We start from the raw sequence: 15,434 nt of genomic DNA, 5'->3' as shown, positions 1-15,434 counted from the left end.
ACGTCCGCCCCCTCGTGATGCCCGGTACGCCCTTCCGTCGTACCGGGCGCCGGCCCGAGTGAGTCGACTGCCGGCGCTTGCGCCCGGGACGCCGGGCCCACGCACCGGACGCCGCTGTTCGGCGGGCGGAGCCGCCCGCCGAGGCGCCAAGGCCTTCCGTCCGGATCATGCCGGGCTCGCGGGGCCTGGTGCCGCACCCTGATCCGGCCTGATCCAGACGGAGGACCCTAGCTCTGGTGGCCTTCGTAGTGCGCGACCGCGTCGGCCGTGCGGCCGGCTCCGTACACCCTCAGGAACTCTGCCAGTTCGGGGTGGGCGGGGGCGAGGGAGTCCGCCGCATCGATGATGTCGCCGGCGGCGGAGACCGACCGGAGCAGCGACTGGATCTCGCGGACCACGCGGCGCACCGTGGGGGCACCGCCGGTGGAGGAGGTCTGCCCGGTGCTGGTCAGGACGGAGCCGCCCTGAGACTTCTTGATCTCTTCCATCCGGTCGGTGGCCTCGCCGGCGCTGACGCTGCCGTCCGCCACCTGGCCGGCCAGCTCCTGCAGGGCCTGTACCCGCTGGACGACCGCCGGGTTGCCGATCTTGGCGCGCTGTCCGCTCATCAGCTGCGACAGCATGGGCGCGGACAGACCGAGCACCGCCGCGAGACGTGCCTGGTTGAGGCCGAGGTCGTCGATCAGCCTGCGGAAGAGCGCCCCCAGCGGCTCTCCGTACCAGCTGCGCTGGAGCTCCCGGGCTCTAGCCGTCGCCTCTTGCTGCGCTGCGTCCATTGCGTCTCCCCTTCGCTGCGGCTTCGCTGCTGCGAACCTTGTCATGCATCTTACGGAGGGGGGTGGCGGGCCGGGAGTCCCAATCCTTTTGCAGGTTTGGGGGTATCACCCGGTACTCTGTTCTGCGACGGACGACGCGACGCGGACCATGTCTCGCGATGTCTGTTTTCGGGGCCTTAGCTCAGTTGGTAGAGCGCTGCCTTTGCAAGGCAGATGTCAGGAGTTCGAATCTCCTAGGCTCCACCCACGAAGTGCCCTCTGATCTGCAAAAACGCAGGATCGGAGGGCATTTTTCGTGTGGCGTACGGCCTGTCCTGCCCCTCGCCGGGGTCCTGTCACAGCGGTACGGGAGAGGGGTCCGGTTCCGCGGCGGGGCGCCCGGGCAGCGGTGAGCCCGAGAGTCTGGCGACTTCCCCGCGCAACGCCGCCACCTCAGCGGTCAGGTTCTCCAGGAGGGCTGTCTGCCTGCGTTCCTCCGCATCGTCCCTCTCGAAGCGGGAGATGAACCAGGCCGCGATGTTGGCGGTGACCACACCGAGCAGCGCGATCCCGGAGAGCATCAGGCCCACGGCGAGCAGCCGGCCGAGGCCCGTGGTGGGTGCGAGATCTCCGTAGCCGACCGTCGTCATGGTCGTGAAGGACCACCACACCGCGTCCCCCAGGGTGCGGATGTTGCCGTCCGGTGCGTTCCTCTCCACCTGAAGCACCGCCAGCGAGCCGAACATCATCAGCCCGATCACGGAGCCGCCGACGTAGACGGTCAGGGTGATCTGCGGAGCCCTCCTGGCCCGACGTCCGACCAGCAGGAGCGTGGAGACGAGCCGCAGCAGCCGCAGCGGCTGTACGAGCGGGAGAAGGACGGCCAGCAGATCCAGGGGGTGGCGGCGTACGAACACCCACTTGCGGGGCGCCGTCAGGAGTCTCACCACGTAGTCCGCGGCGAAGGCGGCCCACACGGTCCATTCGGCCATCGCGCATGCGGTGTGCGACCAGGAGGGCGCACCAGGTGACACGACCGGAATGGCATAGGCCACGGCGAAGACCACGGCCATGCCGAGCAGCGGCCCGCGGGTGCGCTCTTCCCAGGCGCCCGGGCCGGATCGAAGCTTCATGCGTGGCATCGTAAGGACTCCGATGGGCGTCGGCCGGAGGCCCTGCGGTCGGGCGGTCAGGGCCGCTGTCCGCCGAGTGCCGGCGGTCGGCACCTGTGGCCGGTCCTGGACCTCCGGCTCCTGCTGATCCCGCCCGGGCGTGGAGAATCGACCGACCGATGCGTTCCGTGCCGCGATCGATGAGCGGACTGCCGCGGGGCCGTCACGGGAGTCGGACGATCGCGTCAGGAGGCCACGGAACCGAAGCCGCACCGACCCTGGGAGATGAGCGTGGCCCGCAGGCATTCGCCACCCCCTCCGCTCGGGCACGTCCTCTTCGGCCCGGCGGACTACCGCGGAGCTCCGCCCCCGTCGCTCGTCGTCGAGGCGCTGATCGTCTCCGGTGCCGGGGTACTGGCCGTCGGCGGTGCCGGCATGGCGTCCGTGCTGAGGGGGGTCGCGCTCGAGCGTGCGGCGGGCGTGGGCATGGCCGTCGTCGGAGGGGTTGTCCTCTTCCTGCTGGTCGCGCGTGCGGGCAGGCTGCTGACCGGCGGGGTCTGTGTTCTGGGTCTGGTGCTGGCCCTCACCGTCCCCCGGGCGACCGCGGACTTCATCATGGCCGAACGAGGGGAGCGCCAGGAGGTGGTCGTGACGGCGGTCGCGGCCGGCAGCGCTCGCGACCGCCACCTCTGCTCGGTGCGCCAGGCCGACGGGACTCCGGTGCCGGTGCGGCTCTGGAGAGGATGCGGAGCGGCTGTCGTGCCCGGCGACCGCATCGGGATGGTCCTCGACCCCGACGGCCGGTTGCCGCCCCGGGGCGTGGAGACCGGTGGGCCCGTATGGACCCTCGTGCGGTGCCTGCTCCTCGCGGGTGCGGTCGCAGCCCTCTCCTTCGTCGCGGTTCTGCGTTCGTACCGGCTGCCACCTGCCGACCCGGCCTCGGAGGCCGTGCGCGCGGCGGCACGATGACCCGTCAGGTCGGGCCCTGGCATGAGCCGGTTTCACGTGAATCCGGACGACGCTCCGGTTGGCGGCCGCGGCTTCGGGCCTGATCCGTGCCTCTGTTTCACGTGAAACAGCTGAAGGACGCTGCGGAACGATGAACGGCGCCGGGCTGCGGACGGAGGCGGGCCGCCGGCACGGACGCCGCCGGCACGGACGAGGGGCGCCGGAGGACCCGAAGGTCGTCCGGCGCCCCTTCCTCGGCCAGGGCTCCAGCGAGTGTCAGTGCTTGTCGTCCCGGTCGGAGGTGTCCGCCGGGTCGGACCCGGCCTCTGCCTCGTCCTGCTTTGCGCGGACCTCGGGGTCGAGGACGGTAGGGCTGCTGCCGTCGACCGAGGTCAGGGGTGCGCGATCGTCGGCCACCTCGGTAGGGGCGGGAGGTTCGACCAGCCAGTCCGGGTTGGCCTGCTTGTCCCACCACTTCCAGGCGGCGAACGCACCACCGGCCAGGGCGCCCAGGACGAGGAGACCCTTGGTGAACCGGCCCGCCTTGGCCCGGCGCTCGTGCTTCCGCACGAGCTTCTGGATCTCCTTGGCCGTCACCTGGCCGCGCAGGGCCGCCAGGGCTGCCGCGCTGCGGGCAGTGGCCTGCTCGGCCATCGGCCGGCTCGCCGCCACCGCGTACTCGACACGCGGAACGGTGTAGTCCGCCGCGCAACGGGCTGCGCTACGAGTCTTCGTGGCCGCCTTGTGCGCCGCCTCGTCGACCTTCGGCGGAACATGGGTCAGCGCTTGTTCGATGCGGGGTGCGAGATGTGCGCCGTACTGGACGCGGGCCTGCGCGGCTGCTTTCGACACCTTGGGCGCGAGTCGTGCGCGGGCCTCCTGCGCGTAGTGCGCGGCCTGTTCCTTGGCCGTGTCGGCGTAAGGCGCCACCACTTCCGCGGCGTGCTGCGCGTTGTCCTTCGCCGAGTAGGTTGCGGCGCGCACGCTGTCGATGCGGGTCACGGGATCCTCCTCCTTGGTGGCGGGTAGGTACTCCGCCTATCCACCCAATTCGAAATCATGCCCGCTGAGGCATTGAGCGCCATGCGGGACGGGCATCCGGGTCATAGGCGCCATCTTCGGTCAATCAGGTGCAAGCGGGTCGTGCGGCCGACGATGCCACGAAACGTGTCGGCGCGCTGCGCACGGTCGATCACTTGGTCGCCATTCGACCGTGTGAGGCCGGATCGACCGCTCCGGCGTGAGGAAAAGGTGCAGGAAAGCGAGCAACGAGGTGACTGTGGGCGTACCGCGTCCGTGACCGCGCCCTGGAGAGGATCCTCCGTGCGAGGATCGGTGGTCATCGACACAGACTTAGGGAAGGCAGGCCGTGGCCGAGCAGCTTTACGCCACTTTGAAGACCAGCCTGGGCGACATCGAGATCCGGCTCCTGCCGAACCACGCGCCCAAGACGGTCAGGAACTTCGTCGAGCTCGCCACGGGCGAGCGTGAGTGGACCAATCCGGCGACCGGTGAGAAGTCCACCGACAAGCTGTACGACGGCACTGTCTTCCACCGGGTCATCAGCGGTTTCATGATCCAGGGCGGAGACCCGCTGGGCAACGGCACGGGTGGCCCCGGGTACGAGTTCGCGGACGAGTTCCACCCCGACCTCGCCTTCACCAAGCCGTATCTGCTGGCCATGGCCAATGCCGGGCCCGGGACGAACGGATCGCAGTTCTTCGTGACGGTGTCGCCCACCGCTTGGCTGACCAACAAGCACACCATCTTCGGTGAGGTCTCCGACGAGGCGGGCAGGAAGGTCGTGGACGCGATCGCCCAGGCCCCGACCAACCCCCGGACCGACCGTCCGCTCCAGGACGTGGTGATCGAGGCGGTCGTCATCGAGACCCGCTGACCCAGGGTCTTCGCCGGTGCGGGAACCAACCGCCCTGTTCGTCCGTACTGCTACATAACGGGCGAGCGGGGCGGCTGCGTTCCGGCCGCTTCCACGGACGACGACCGAGGGGGTCATGACGGATGGACCAGCAGCCGCCGGAAGACCAGGGCAGATCCGCGGCCGCGGACGGTTCGCCCACGTGTTATCGGCATCCCGGCAGGGAGACGGGGATTCGATGCACCCGCTGCGAGCGTCCGATCTGCACGGACTGCATGATCGAGGCGTCGGTGGGCTTCCACTGCCCCGAGTGCGTCCGGAAGGGCTCGGGCACCGGTCACCATCCCGCTGCGAACCGGCCCCGCACATTGGCGGGCGGGCGTATCGCCTCCGACCCCAGGCTGATCACCAAGATCCTCATCGCGATCAACCTCGCCGTCTTCCTCGCCGTGGCCGCCGTCGGACGGGACCTCCTCGAAGATCTGCTGCTGTTCGGCCGTGCCTACACGGACGACAACGCGGCTGCCCCCGAGGGCGTTGCCGAGGGGCAGTGGTACCGCCTGGTGACGTCGATGTTCCTCCATCAGGAGGTGTTGCACATCGCGTTCAACATGCTGGGGCTGTGGTGGTTGGGCGGACCTCTGGAGGCCGCGCTCGGGAGGGCCCGCTACCTCTCGCTCTATCTGCTCTCCGGACTGGCCGGCAGTGCACTCACCTACTGGATCACCGCCCCCGGGCAGGGGACGCTCGGAGCCTCGGGCGCGGTCTTCGGCCTGCTGGGGGCCACCGCCGTGCTGATGCGCCGGATGAACTACGACATGCGACCGGTGATCGCACTGCTCGCCGTCAATCTGATCTTCACCTTCACCTGGAGCGGGATCGCCTGGCAGGCCCACGTAGGCGGACTGGTGGCCGGTGCGCTGATCGCGATCGCCATGGTCCATGCCCCACGGGAGCGCCGCAATCTCGTGCAGTACGGCGCCTGCGCCCTGGTGTTCCTCGTGGTCGTGGCCATCGTGGTGGGCAGGACGGCCGCGCTCACCTGAGTGACCGGTGAGGGCCGCCCTGCTGCCAGGAGCCGGGCGGTGCCAGCGCTCTCCGGGCCTGCCCTGTGAGGTCTGGGGCAGAGTTGTCCACAGAGTGTGCCGGATCTTGTGCATGACGTGGGGAACAGGTGTGCCCCTCGTCGCTGAACTGGGTTTTCCCAGTCAGGACAAGGGGCACATCCTCTCGCCGTGCGTGAGTGTGTAGTCACACCGGCGTCAACGTACCGAGAGGTTATCCACAGATCTTCTGACCTTTTCCCCTGCCTGTGGATAACTCTGTGGGTAACTTCAGGGCAGAGCTACTTCCACTGAGTGGAGACCCCGAAGCCACCGGCGATGAATCCGAAGCCCACCACGATGTTCCAGTTCCCGAGGGCGTCGACCGGAAGGTCGCCCTCGGTGACGTAGAAGACCACGATCCAGGCGAGGCCGATCAGGAAGAGCGCCAGCATGACCGGCGCCACCCAACCGCGGTTGCCCAGCTTTATGTTCGTCGACTGCTTGGCCGGCGGAGGCGTGAAGTCTGCCTTCTTGCGGATACGTGACTTCGGCACGAGGAACTCTCCTGTCGATGCGCTGCGTGACCGCGCAGGGATCTGTGGCTGGCGCCGGGGCGCGAGGGGGAATGCTGCCTCCCCGGGGCGTCCGTTAGCGTAGTGCTTCCGTGGCGCCTAAGGAGATAAGGGTACGTTGAGCAATTCTGCCGAATCTCCTCGCGGCCCTGCCCGGCGCCTGTCCCGACGGCCGGTCCAGGTCCTCACGGCTGCCGTTTTCGCCCTGGCCGGACTGATCTTCGTCACCAGTGCCAACACGGCCAAAGGCACTGATATCCGGACCGACTCCTCCCTGCTGAAGCTCTCGGATCTCATCCAGCAGCGCAGTGAGAAGAACGCGGAACTCGACGAGTCGACCGCTTCCGTACGGGCCGACATCGACACCCTCGCCCGCCGGGACGACGGGAGCACCAGCGCGGAGGACGCCGAGCTGGACGCCCTGGAGAAGGCGGCGGGCACGACGGCGATCACCGGTGAGGCGCTGTCCGTCACGTTGAACGACGCGCCCCCGAACGCGACCGCCAACCCCGGCTACCCGGACCCGCAGCCCAATGACCTGGTCATCCACCAGCAGGACCTGCAGGCCGTGGTCAACGCCCTGTGGGAAGGCGGCGCCCGGGGGATCAGGGTCATGGACCAGCGGCTGATCTCCACCAGCGCGGTGCGCTGCGTGGGCAACACCCTGATCCTCCAGGGCCGTGTCTACTCGCCGCCCTACAAGGTCACCGCCGTCGGTGACCGGGATGACCTCAGGCGGGCTCTCGACGACTCCACGGCCATCCAGAACTACCAACTGTATGTAAAGGCATACGGGCTGGGGTGGAAGGTCGAAGAGGATGACAAGCTGACGCTTCCCGGCTATTCGGGCACGGTCGATCTCCATTACGCGCAGCCGGTCGAGTAGCCAGGGATGCGGGGGCCGCCGGGTTCCCACCGGGGCGCGGCGGACGCGCCTCAGGCGGCTTTCCACAGCTGACCCACGCCCGCGTCCCGGCCGTTTAGTCTGGTCCCGTACCGAATGGAGGCAACAGCATGTACGGCTGGATCTGGCGGCATCTGCCGGGCAACGTGTGGGTGCGGGGCTTCATCTCGCTCGTGCTGGCGCTGGCCGTCGTCTACGCACTCTTCCAGTACGTCTTCCCCTGGGCGGAGCCGCTGCTCCCGTTCGGTGACGCGACGGTGGACGGCACGGGCGCCGGTGGAGCGGGGGCCGGCCAGTGAGCGCGCGCATCCTCGTCGTGGACAACTACGACAGCTTCGTCTTCAACCTCGTCCAGTACCTCTACCAGCTCGGTGCCGAGTGCGAGGTGGTGCGCAACGACGAGGTGACCACGGCACATGCGGACGACGGGTTCGACGGTGTCCTGCTGTCGCCTGGCCCGGGGACCCCCGAACAGGCGGGCGTCTGCATCGAGATGGTCCACCACTGCGCGGGCAGCGGGGTCCCCGTCTTCGGCGTCTGTCTGGGGATGCAGTCGATGGCCGTCGCGTACGGAGGTGTGGTCGACCGGGCGCCGGAGTTGCTCCACGGCAAGACCTCGCCCGTCCTGCACGAGGGCCAAGGCGTGTTCGCGGGGCTGCCGTCGCCGTTCACGGCGACCCGCTACCACTCCCTCGCGGCCGAGCCGACGACGGTACCGCCGGAGCTGGAAGTCACCGCCCGCACCGCCGACGGCATCATCATGGGCCTCCGCCACCGCGAACACGCGGTGGAGGGAGTGCAGTTCCACCCCGAGTCGGTACTGACGGAGTACGGCCACCTGATGCTCGCCAACTGGCTGGAGCGGTGTGGTGACACCGGCGCCGTCACGAGATCGGCGGGGCTCGCCCCGGTGGTGGGCAAGGTCGTCGCGTGACCTCACCCCACCCCGGCGCCGGGCAGGACGGCCCGTACGCGCAGGAAGCGTACGAGCCCGACGGCTCGTTCGCGGCGGCGGTGGAACAGCTCGCGGATCCGCTGAACGACCCGCTGCCCGGCCGCCATGCCTCCCCCTGGCCTGGATCGGCGGGAACACGTTCCGAGGCTGCTCCAGGAACGCCCCAGGCGGCGTCCTACGGGCCCGCGGAGCCTCCGGGTGAGTGGTACGACCCGGAGGGGTACCGGAGGGACTGGTACGGGCAGCGGGGGCCGGACGGCGTCCCTGCGGCGGGCACCGTCAGGGGAACGGCGGCGATGCCCGAGCCGATGACGGGGGCGCCTACGGCGACCACGGAAGCGTCCTACCTCGCGCCGGGTGCACCTGCGGCGACGACGGAGGTGCCAGGCTCCGCCGTCGGCCCGTCCGCTCAGGGCAGCCTGTTTCTCCCGGATCCCGATCCGGTCGACGAGGCTCTCCCCTCGGGCCGTCACGACGAGACGGTCGCCCTGCGCACCGCCGACACACGGAGGGCGGCGGACCAGGACCCGGCCGATGAGCCTCACAGCGGTGCGGAGCCGCTGCCCACGGGCGGAAGGGCGGAGCGCCGCAAGGCGGCCAAGGGGCGTGGCAGGCGGCGGGGAGAGGCACCGGCGGCCGGGGGAAGGCCTGAGACAGCCGAGCCTGCGGCGCCCATGTCCCGTCTGGAGGCGAGACGCGCGGCCCGAGCGGCCAAGGACAGCCCGGCCGTCGTGGCCAGCCGGGTCGTCGGCGAGGTGTTCATCACCTTCGGCGTGCTGATGCTCCTGTTCGTCACCTACCAGCTGTGGTGGACGAATGTGCGTGCCGACCAGATCGCCGGTCAGGAGACGCACAAGATCCAGGACGACTGGGCCAGCGGCGAACGCAGCCCCGGCGTCTTCGAGCCCGGTCAGGGCTTCGCCATCATGCACATCCCCAAGCTGGACGTCGTCGCGCCGATCGCCGAGGGCATCAGCAAGGAGAAGGTCCTCGACCGCGGCATGATCGGCCACTACGGCGAGGGCAAGCTGAAGACGGCGATGCCATCGGCGGACAAGGGGAACTTCGCGCTGGCCGGCCACCGCAACACCCACGGTGAGCCGTTCCGCTACATCAACAAGCTGAAGCCCGGCGATCCGATCGTGGTCGAGACCCAGGACGCCTACTACACGTACGAGATGACCAGCATCCTCCCGCAGACGTCGCCGTCCAACGTGTCCGTGATCGACGCGGTGCCCGCGGGATCGGGCTTCAAGGGCCCGGGCAGATACATCACCTTGACGACCTGCACCCCGGAATTCACGAGTACGTACCGAATGATCGTGTGGGGCAAGATGGTCGACGAACGGCCGCGCAGCAAGGGGAAGCCTGACGCGCTCGTCGACTGAAGCGGGCTGGACGACAACACGACAGGGGCGGGTGCGGTGGCAGCGAGGACCCAGCAGGAAGAGCGCACCGACGAGCCGGTGGCTCCGGTGCGCCGGAGGACCCGCCACCCCATCGCGTCGGCGGTGAGCGTCTTCGGGGAGCTGCTGATCACCGCAGGAGTGGTGCTGGGCCTCTTCGTCGCCTACTCGCTCTGGTGGACCAACGTGCTGGCCGACCGTGAGGCGGGCAAGCAGGGGAACACGGTCCGGGACCACTGGGCGGACGGCCCCGGCGCCCTGGACACGAGGGACGGCATCGGCTTCCTCCACGTCCCCGCGATGAAGAACGGCGAGGTGCTGGTCAAGAAGGGCACCGACACCGAGACCCTCAACAGCGGCATCGCCGGCTACTACACGGACCCCGTCAAGTCCGCCCTGCCCTCCGACGAGCAGGGCAACTTCACACTCGCCGCGCACCGGGACGGGCACGGCGCGAAGTTCCACAACATCGACAAGGTGAAGACGGGCGACGCGGTCGTCTTCGAGACCAAGGACACCTGGTACGTCTACAAGGTCTTCGCGGAGCTTCCGGAGACCTCGAAGTTCAACGTGGACGCCATCGCTCCGGTGCCCAAGGGGTCGGGTAGGAAGAAGGCCGGCCGCTACATCACGCTGACCACCTGCACGCCGGTCTACACGTCGAAGTACCGCTACATCGTCTGGGGTGAGCTGGTGCGGACGGAGAAGGTGGACAAGGACCGTACGAAGCCGGCCGAACTCCGGTAGCACCACAGGACATACGGACAGGGCCCCGGTCACCTTGGTGGTGACCGGGGCCCTGTCCTTCACGGGCGCTTCCCTGTTCAGCCTTGCTGGCCGCCGAAGAGGCCGCCGCCGTCCCCGCCACCGACGGTGGTGAGGGTAACCGTCTGACCCTTGGGGACCTGGGCGTTGGCCCCGGGGTCGGCCCGCATCACCAGGGCGTTCGGCTTGTCGGACGAGTTGGGGGCGAGCGCGACCACCAGGCCCATGCCTTCGAGCTGCGCCTTCGCGTCCTGGTACCGCTTGCCCACGATGTCACCGGGGACGGTGACCTGTTCGGGCTGTGCGGGGCCCTTGGAGACCTTCAGGACGATCTGGGTGTCCTTGGCCTGCTTGCTGTTGGGCTCCGGGGTCTGCTCGATCACCGTGCCCGCGGGTTCCTGCGAGTCGACGTCGGTCCTGGAGACGTTCTCGAAGCCGACACCCTTGATCTGGGCCTCGGCGTCGGCGAACTGCTTGCCGACCACACCCGGGACGTTCTGGGTGGCCTTCTTGGCCACGGTGATCGTGATCTCGCTGTCCTTCTCCACCTTCGAACCGCCTTCGGGGTCCTGGGAGATGACGGTGTTCTCGGTCTTGTCGGACTCCTCGGTCTTCACGTTGACCGTGAAGCCCTTGTCCTCGAGTGCCTGGCGGGCGCTGTCCGCGGACTTCTCCAGGACGTCCGGAACCTCGACCTTGGGGGCGCCGGTGGAGACGACGACGGTGACGGTCCCGCCCGTCTCCATCCGGGCGTCCGGCTCAGGCTGCTGGCTGCAGATCTCGCCCTTCGCCTGGTCCTCACACGGCTCCTTGGAACCGACTGCGAGGGTGACCTCGGAGTTGTCCGCGAGCCTCTGTGCCTCGGCGACCGTCGAGCCGACCATGTTCGGGGTGTCGATCTTGCCGTCCCCGCCGTCGGAGGAACTGAAGACCGCCTGGCCGATGAGGATCGCGCCGATGAGCACCAGGACGCCTGCGACGACCAGGAGGATCGTCGAGGTGTTGCTCTTCTTCTGACGCCGGCGGTCGGGCCGGTCGTCGTAGCCGCCGTAGCCGCCGTCGTCCGGGTTGACGGGGGGCAGCATCGACGTCTGTGCTCCGCCGTGGTCCGCTGCGCGCAGAGCCGTGGTGGGCTGGTCGTTGTTGTAGCCGTCGTACCCGCCGCCGTAGCCGGCCGCGCCCATGGCGGCCGTCGCCGCGACCGGCCTGCCGTCGAGGCAGGCCTCGATGTCGGCGCGCATCTCGTCGGCCGACTGGTAGCGGTAGTCGGGGTCCTTGGTCAGCGCCTTGAGGACGATGGCGTCCATCTCGGGCGTGATCTCGGGGTCGAAGTTGCTCGGGGGCTGCGGTTCCTCGCGCACGTGCTGGTACGCCACCGCCACAGGCGAGTCCCCGACGAACGGCGGCCGGACCGCGAGCAGCTCGTAGAGGAGACAGCCGGTGGAGTACAGGTCGGACCGGGCGTCGACCTGCTCGCCCTTCGCCTGTTCCGGGGAGAGGTACTGCGCGGTGCCGATGACCGCGGCGGTCTGGGTCATCGTCATGCCGGAGTCGCCCATGGCGCGGGCGATGCCGAAGTCCATCACCTTGACCTGACCGGTACGGGTCAGCATGACGTTGGCCGGCTTGATGTCGCGGTGGACGATCTGCGCGCGGTGCGAGTACTCCAGGGCCTGAAGGATCCCGACCGTCATCTCGAGGGTCCGCTCCGGCAGCAGCTTGCGGCCGGAGTGCAGAAGCTCCCTGAGCGTCGATCCGTCGACGTACTCCATCACGATGTACGGGATGGAGACCCCGTCGACGTAGTCCTCGCCGGTGTCGTAGACGGCGACGATCGCGGGGTGGTTGAGCGATGCGGCGGACTGGGCCTCACGGCGGAACCGTGCCTGGAAGGACGGGTCGCGGGCGAGGTCGGCCCGCAGCGTCTTCACAGCGACGGTGCGGCCGAGCCGGGTGTCGTGCGCGAGATAGACCTCGGCCATGCCACCACGGCCGAGCACCGAGCCCAGCTCGTACCGGCCGCCGAGGCGACGCGGCTCTTCCATAACTGATCCAGCCCTCTCCGTCAGTCCCGACCGCACCCGTGTGTGGTCCGGCGGTGCGCTGCTCGCGCTAACGCTACCGGGCACCCCCGGCGTGATCGGCCCGCACCCGTCAGCTGATATCCGACCGGTATCCCAATGTGCTGGTGCGGACAGAAGTTGTGACGGGTGTCACTACTTTCCGTCGAGTACCGCCTTCATCACGTTCTTGGCGATGGGTGCTGCCAGGCCGCCGCCGGAGATGTCGTCCCGGTTGGCGTTGCCGTCCTCGACCACGACGGCGACGGCGACGGGTGAGCCGCTGTCGGTCTTGGCGTACGAGATGAACCAGGCGTACGGCTTCTCACTGTTGTTGAGGCCGTGCTGGGCGGTGCCGGTCTTGCCACCGACGGTGACGCCGTCGATCTGGGCGTTGGTTCCCGTGCCCTCCTTGACCACGGTCTCCATCATCTGCTGCACCTTCTGGGCGTTCTCCGCCGAGAGCGGCTCGCTGAGCTGCTTCTTCTCGTGGGTGTAGATGACGTCCAGATTGGGGGCCTGGCGCTGGGCCACCATGTACGGCTCCATGAGCTTGCCGTCGTTGGCGATGGCCGAGGCGACCATGGCCATCTGGAGCGGCGTCGCACGGTTGGATGCCTGGCCGATGCCCGCCATGGCGTTCTGCGGCTTGTTGTCCTCGGGGTAGACGCTGGCGTCGGCCCGGACCGGCGTGAAGACTTCCTTGTTGAAGCCGAACTTGTCGGCCTGCTCGATCATCTTCTCGTTGCCGAGGTCGTCGCTCATCTTGCCGAAGACGGTGTTGCAGGAGTAGCGAAGGGCCACCCGGAGCGAGGCGTCCTTGCAGGGGATGTTGCCCTCGTTCTGCAGCAGGTTGGTCGACTGCGGGAGCCGCCAGGGCAGAGGGGAGTCGGTCTTCGCGTCGATGTCGGTGTAGAGGCCGTTCTCCAGCGCGGCCGACGCCGTGACGACCTTGAACGTCGAGCCCGGCGGGTAGGTCTCCCGCAGCGCCCGGTTCAGCATCGGCTTGTCCTTGTCCTCAAGGAGCTTCTGCCGGGCGTCGGAGTCCTTCATGGAGTTGCCGGCGAAGACCGAGGGGTCGTACGACGGGGTGCTCGCCAGCGCCAGGATCGCGCCGGTCTGGGGGTCGAGCGCCGCGACGGCGCCCTTCTTGTTCCCGAGCCCTTCGAAGGCGGCCTTCTGGGCGGCCCCGTTCAGCGTGGTGACGACGTTTCCGCCGGTCTTCTTCTCGCCGGTGAACATCGACAGGGTGCGGTCGAAGAACAGCTGGTCGCTGTTGCCGGTGAGGATGCCGTCCTCGAGGTTCTCCAGCTGCGAGGAGTCGAAGGCCTGCGAGGAGTATCCGGTGACGGGCGCCCACATGGGGCCGTTCTTCCAGACGCGCTTGTACTTGAAGTCGCTGTCCTTGGTCTCCACCGAGCCGGTCACCGGCTCACCGTCGACGATGATGTTGCCGCGCTCGTGGGCGTAGCGCTCGATCTCGACGCGTCGGTTGTGCTCGTTCGAGTTGAGCTCGTCGGCACGGACGTACTGGAGGTAGTTGGTGCGGATCAGCAGGGCCAGGACGAGGACGCCACAGAAGATGGCGATCCTGCGGAGCGGCTTGTTCACGGTCGGACCACCTGGGTCATCTCGGCGTCCGGGGACGGTGCGGGTGCAGGTGCGGGCCGGCGGGCGGTGTCGCTGATTCTGATCAGGATCCCGATCAGCGCCCAGTTCGCGATCACGGAGGAACCACCTGCCGCGAGGAACGGCATGGTCATACCCGTCAGCGGGATGAGGCCCATGACACCGCCTGCGACGACGAACACCTGGATCGCGAACGCGCCGGAGAGCCCGATGGCGAGGAGCTTGCCGAACGGGTCACGGGCGGCGAGGGCGGTGCGGACACCGCGCTCGACGACGAGGCCGTAGAGCAGCAGAACAGCCATCATTCCCGCCAGCCCCAGTTCCTCGCCCACGGTCGCGAGCACGAAGTCTGCGTTGGCTGCGAAGCCGATCAGGTCGGAATTGCCCTGCCCCCAGCCCGCTCCCAGCGTTCCGCCGGAACCGAATGACATCAAGGACTGCGCAATCTGGTCTGTCTGCGCCAGGGTCTTGTCGGAGAAGGGGTCAAGCCATGCGTTAACGCGCTGCTGGACATGAGGTTCGAAGGTTGCGACGCCAGCCGCACCGACGGCAGACATCAGCAGGCCGAAGACGATCCAGCTGGTCCGCTCCGTCGCCACATACAGCATGATCACGAAGAGGCCGAAGAACAGCAGTGATGTACCCAGGTCTGTTTCGAACACCAGGATCAGGATGGACAGTGCCCAAATAACCAGGATCGGTCCGAGGTCACGCCCACGCGGCAGGTACATACCCATGAAGCGGCGGCTCGCCAGGGCCAGGGCGTCGCGCTTGACCATGAGGTAGCCGGAGAAGAACACGGCAATAATGATCTTCACGAACTCGCCAGGCTGGATGGAGAAGGGGCCCAAACTGACCCAGATCTTGGCGCCGTTCACGGCGGGGAAGAACATCGGCAGGATCAACAGAACCAGCGCAACAACCATCGAGATGTAGGTGTAACGCTGGAGGATGCGATGGTCCTTCAGAGCCAGCAGCACACCGACGAACAGTGCAACGCCGATTGCTGAGTACATCAACTGCTTAGGCGCATCCGGGCTGAATGAACCGAACAGTGTCTCGGCACGTTGGATCAGTCGAGGTGACTGGTCCAGGCGCCAGATCAAAACCAGGCCCAACCCGTTCAACAGCGTGGCGAGCGGTAGCAGAAGTGGGTCCGCGTAGGTCGCGAACCTACGGACGACCAGGTGTGCCACGCCGCCGAGAAAGATGAGACCAAGTCCGTAACCGAACATGCCGGACGGCAGAGTGCCGTCCATGGCAAGACCGACATTGGCGTACGCGAAGACAGAGATGGCGATGGCGAAGCCAAGCAATGCCAACTCGGTGTTACGGCGGCTTGGCGCGTCGATCGCGCCGATGGTCGTGGTGTTGGTGACAACGCTCATGTGCTGAAGGCCCCCTAC

The 15,434-nt window shown here is 68.1% G+C and carries 15 protein-coding genes and 1 tRNA gene; 9 read left to right on the top strand and 7 right to left on the bottom strand.

Annotated elements, in window-relative coordinates; genetic code table 11:
- Positions 1-227 precede the first annotated feature (227 nt).
- Complete coding sequence (locus tag ACFXOA_RS00840) at positions 228-776, bottom strand: helix-turn-helix domain-containing protein (RefSeq protein ID WP_385020402.1); 549 nt, start codon at positions 774-776, stop codon at positions 228-230.
- Positions 777-946: 170 nt separating this feature from the next.
- On the opposite strand from ACFXOA_RS00840, the gene ACFXOA_RS00835 reads away from it, so the two are divergent.
- A tRNA-Ala gene (locus tag ACFXOA_RS00835) sits at positions 947-1,019 on the top strand.
- 92 nt (positions 1,020-1,111) lie between these two features.
- Here ACFXOA_RS00835 and ACFXOA_RS00830 read toward each other — a convergent pair.
- The gene (locus tag ACFXOA_RS00830) at positions 1,112-1,897 is read right to left on the bottom strand and encodes a potassium channel family protein (protein ID WP_385020399.1); all 786 of its coding nucleotides are present in this window, start codon (positions 1,895-1,897) and stop codon (positions 1,112-1,114) included.
- Between the two features lie 261 nt (positions 1,898-2,158).
- On the opposite strand from ACFXOA_RS00830, the gene ACFXOA_RS00825 reads away from it, so the two are divergent.
- Positions 2,159-2,836, top strand: a complete 678-nt coding sequence (locus ACFXOA_RS00825; protein WP_385020396.1) for a hypothetical protein — start codon at positions 2,159-2,161, stop codon at positions 2,834-2,836.
- Between the two features lie 255 nt (positions 2,837-3,091).
- On the opposite strand, the gene ACFXOA_RS00820 is transcribed toward ACFXOA_RS00825, so the two are convergent.
- Entirely contained in the window at positions 3,092-3,817 is a 726-nt protein-coding gene (locus ACFXOA_RS00820) for a DUF5324 family protein (RefSeq protein ID WP_385020393.1), read from the bottom strand.
- 367 nt (positions 3,818-4,184) lie between these two features.
- Between ACFXOA_RS00820 and ACFXOA_RS00815 the strand changes: the two genes are divergently transcribed.
- Complete coding sequence (locus tag ACFXOA_RS00815) at positions 4,185-4,712, top strand: peptidylprolyl isomerase (protein WP_385020390.1); 528 nt, start codon at positions 4,185-4,187, stop codon at positions 4,710-4,712.
- A gap of 122 nt (positions 4,713-4,834) precedes the next feature.
- Positions 4,835-5,737 carry a rhomboid family intramembrane serine protease gene (locus ACFXOA_RS00810; protein ID WP_385020387.1) on the top strand — a complete coding sequence of 301 codons (903 nt, stop codon included), beginning with the start codon at positions 4,835-4,837 and terminating at the stop codon, positions 5,735-5,737.
- A 299-nt stretch (positions 5,738-6,036) separates the two neighbouring features.
- Here ACFXOA_RS00810 and crgA read toward each other — a convergent pair whose 3' ends face one another.
- Positions 6,037-6,291: a cell division protein CrgA gene (gene crgA / locus ACFXOA_RS00805; RefSeq protein ID WP_362545262.1), complete on the bottom strand. Its 255-nt coding sequence runs from the start codon at positions 6,289-6,291 to the stop codon at positions 6,037-6,039.
- A 136-nt stretch (positions 6,292-6,427) separates the two neighbouring features.
- On the opposite strand from crgA, the gene ACFXOA_RS00800 reads away from it, so the two are divergent.
- From ACFXOA_RS00800 to ACFXOA_RS00780, 5 genes are all read left to right on the top strand, one after another.
- Positions 6,428-7,195, top strand: coding sequence for a DUF881 domain-containing protein (locus ACFXOA_RS00800; RefSeq protein ID WP_385020383.1), 768 nt, complete (start codon positions 6,428-6,430; stop codon positions 7,193-7,195).
- 128 nt (positions 7,196-7,323) lie between these two features.
- On the top strand, positions 7,324-7,512 hold the full coding sequence (locus ACFXOA_RS00795) for a hypothetical protein (RefSeq protein WP_385020380.1): 189 nt from the start codon (positions 7,324-7,326) through the stop codon (positions 7,510-7,512).
- Positions 7,509-8,147 carry an aminodeoxychorismate/anthranilate synthase component II gene (locus ACFXOA_RS00790; RefSeq protein ID WP_385020377.1) on the top strand — a complete coding sequence of 213 codons (639 nt, stop codon included), beginning with the start codon at positions 7,509-7,511 and terminating at the stop codon, positions 8,145-8,147. The genes ACFXOA_RS00795 and ACFXOA_RS00790 overlap by 4 nt, the downstream gene beginning before the upstream one ends.
- Positions 8,144-9,556 carry a class E sortase gene (locus ACFXOA_RS00785; protein ID WP_385020374.1) on the top strand — a complete coding sequence of 471 codons (1,413 nt, stop codon included), beginning with the start codon at positions 8,144-8,146 and terminating at the stop codon, positions 9,554-9,556. Before ACFXOA_RS00790 ends, ACFXOA_RS00785 begins: the two co-directional genes overlap by 4 nt.
- Positions 9,557-9,592: 36 nt before the next feature.
- The gene (locus ACFXOA_RS00780) at positions 9,593-10,321 is read left to right on the top strand and encodes a class E sortase (RefSeq protein WP_385020371.1); all 729 of its coding nucleotides are present in this window, start codon (positions 9,593-9,595) and stop codon (positions 10,319-10,321) included.
- A gap of 77 nt (positions 10,322-10,398) precedes the next feature.
- Here the strand turns inward: ACFXOA_RS00780 and pknB are convergent, their stop codons facing one another.
- From pknB to ACFXOA_RS00765, 3 genes are all read right to left on the bottom strand, one after another.
- On the bottom strand, positions 10,399-12,384 hold the full coding sequence (gene pknB, locus ACFXOA_RS00775) for a Stk1 family PASTA domain-containing Ser/Thr kinase (protein ID WP_385020368.1): 1,986 nt from the start codon (positions 12,382-12,384) through the stop codon (positions 10,399-10,401).
- A gap of 171 nt (positions 12,385-12,555) precedes the next feature.
- Positions 12,556-14,010 carry a peptidoglycan D,D-transpeptidase FtsI family protein gene (locus ACFXOA_RS00770; RefSeq protein WP_385020363.1) on the bottom strand — a complete coding sequence of 485 codons (1,455 nt, stop codon included), beginning with the start codon at positions 14,008-14,010 and terminating at the stop codon, positions 12,556-12,558.
- A complete protein-coding gene (locus ACFXOA_RS00765; protein ID WP_385020360.1) occupies positions 14,007-15,416 on the bottom strand; it encodes an FtsW/RodA/SpoVE family cell cycle protein in 1,410 nt (469 codons plus the stop codon). Before ACFXOA_RS00765 ends, ACFXOA_RS00770 begins: the two co-directional genes overlap by 4 nt.
- Positions 15,417-15,434 lie beyond the last annotated feature (18 nt).

The organism is Streptomyces sp. NPDC059166 (genome assembly GCF_042755185.1).
GTDB lineage: Bacteria > Actinomycetota > Actinomycetes > Streptomycetales > Streptomycetaceae > Streptomyces.
The sequence above is the reverse complement of the archived record's forward strand: the minus strand, read 5'-3'. Positions and strand labels throughout refer to the sequence as shown.

Excerpts from the sequence above, each read along its gene's own strand:
- pknB (WP_385020368.1), bottom strand. The coding sequence starts at position 12,384 with ATGGAAGAGCCGCGTCGCCTCGGCGGCCGGTACGAGCTGGGCTCGGTG.
- ACFXOA_RS00840 (WP_385020402.1), bottom strand. The coding sequence starts at position 776 with ATGGACGCAGCGCAGCAAGAGGCGACGGCTAGAGCCCGGGAGCTCCAG.
- ACFXOA_RS00830 (WP_385020399.1), bottom strand. The coding sequence starts at position 1,897 with ATGCCACGCATGAAGCTTCGATCCGGCCCGGGCGCCTGGGAAGAGCGC.
- ACFXOA_RS00810 (WP_385020387.1), top strand. The coding sequence starts at position 4,835 with ATGGACCAGCAGCCGCCGGAAGACCAGGGCAGATCCGCGGCCGCGGAC.
- ACFXOA_RS00795 (WP_385020380.1), top strand. The coding sequence starts at position 7,324 with ATGTACGGCTGGATCTGGCGGCATCTGCCGGGCAACGTGTGGGTGCGG.
- ACFXOA_RS00765 (WP_385020360.1), bottom strand. The coding sequence starts at position 15,416 with ATGAGCGTTGTCACCAACACCACGACCATCGGCGCGATCGACGCGCCA.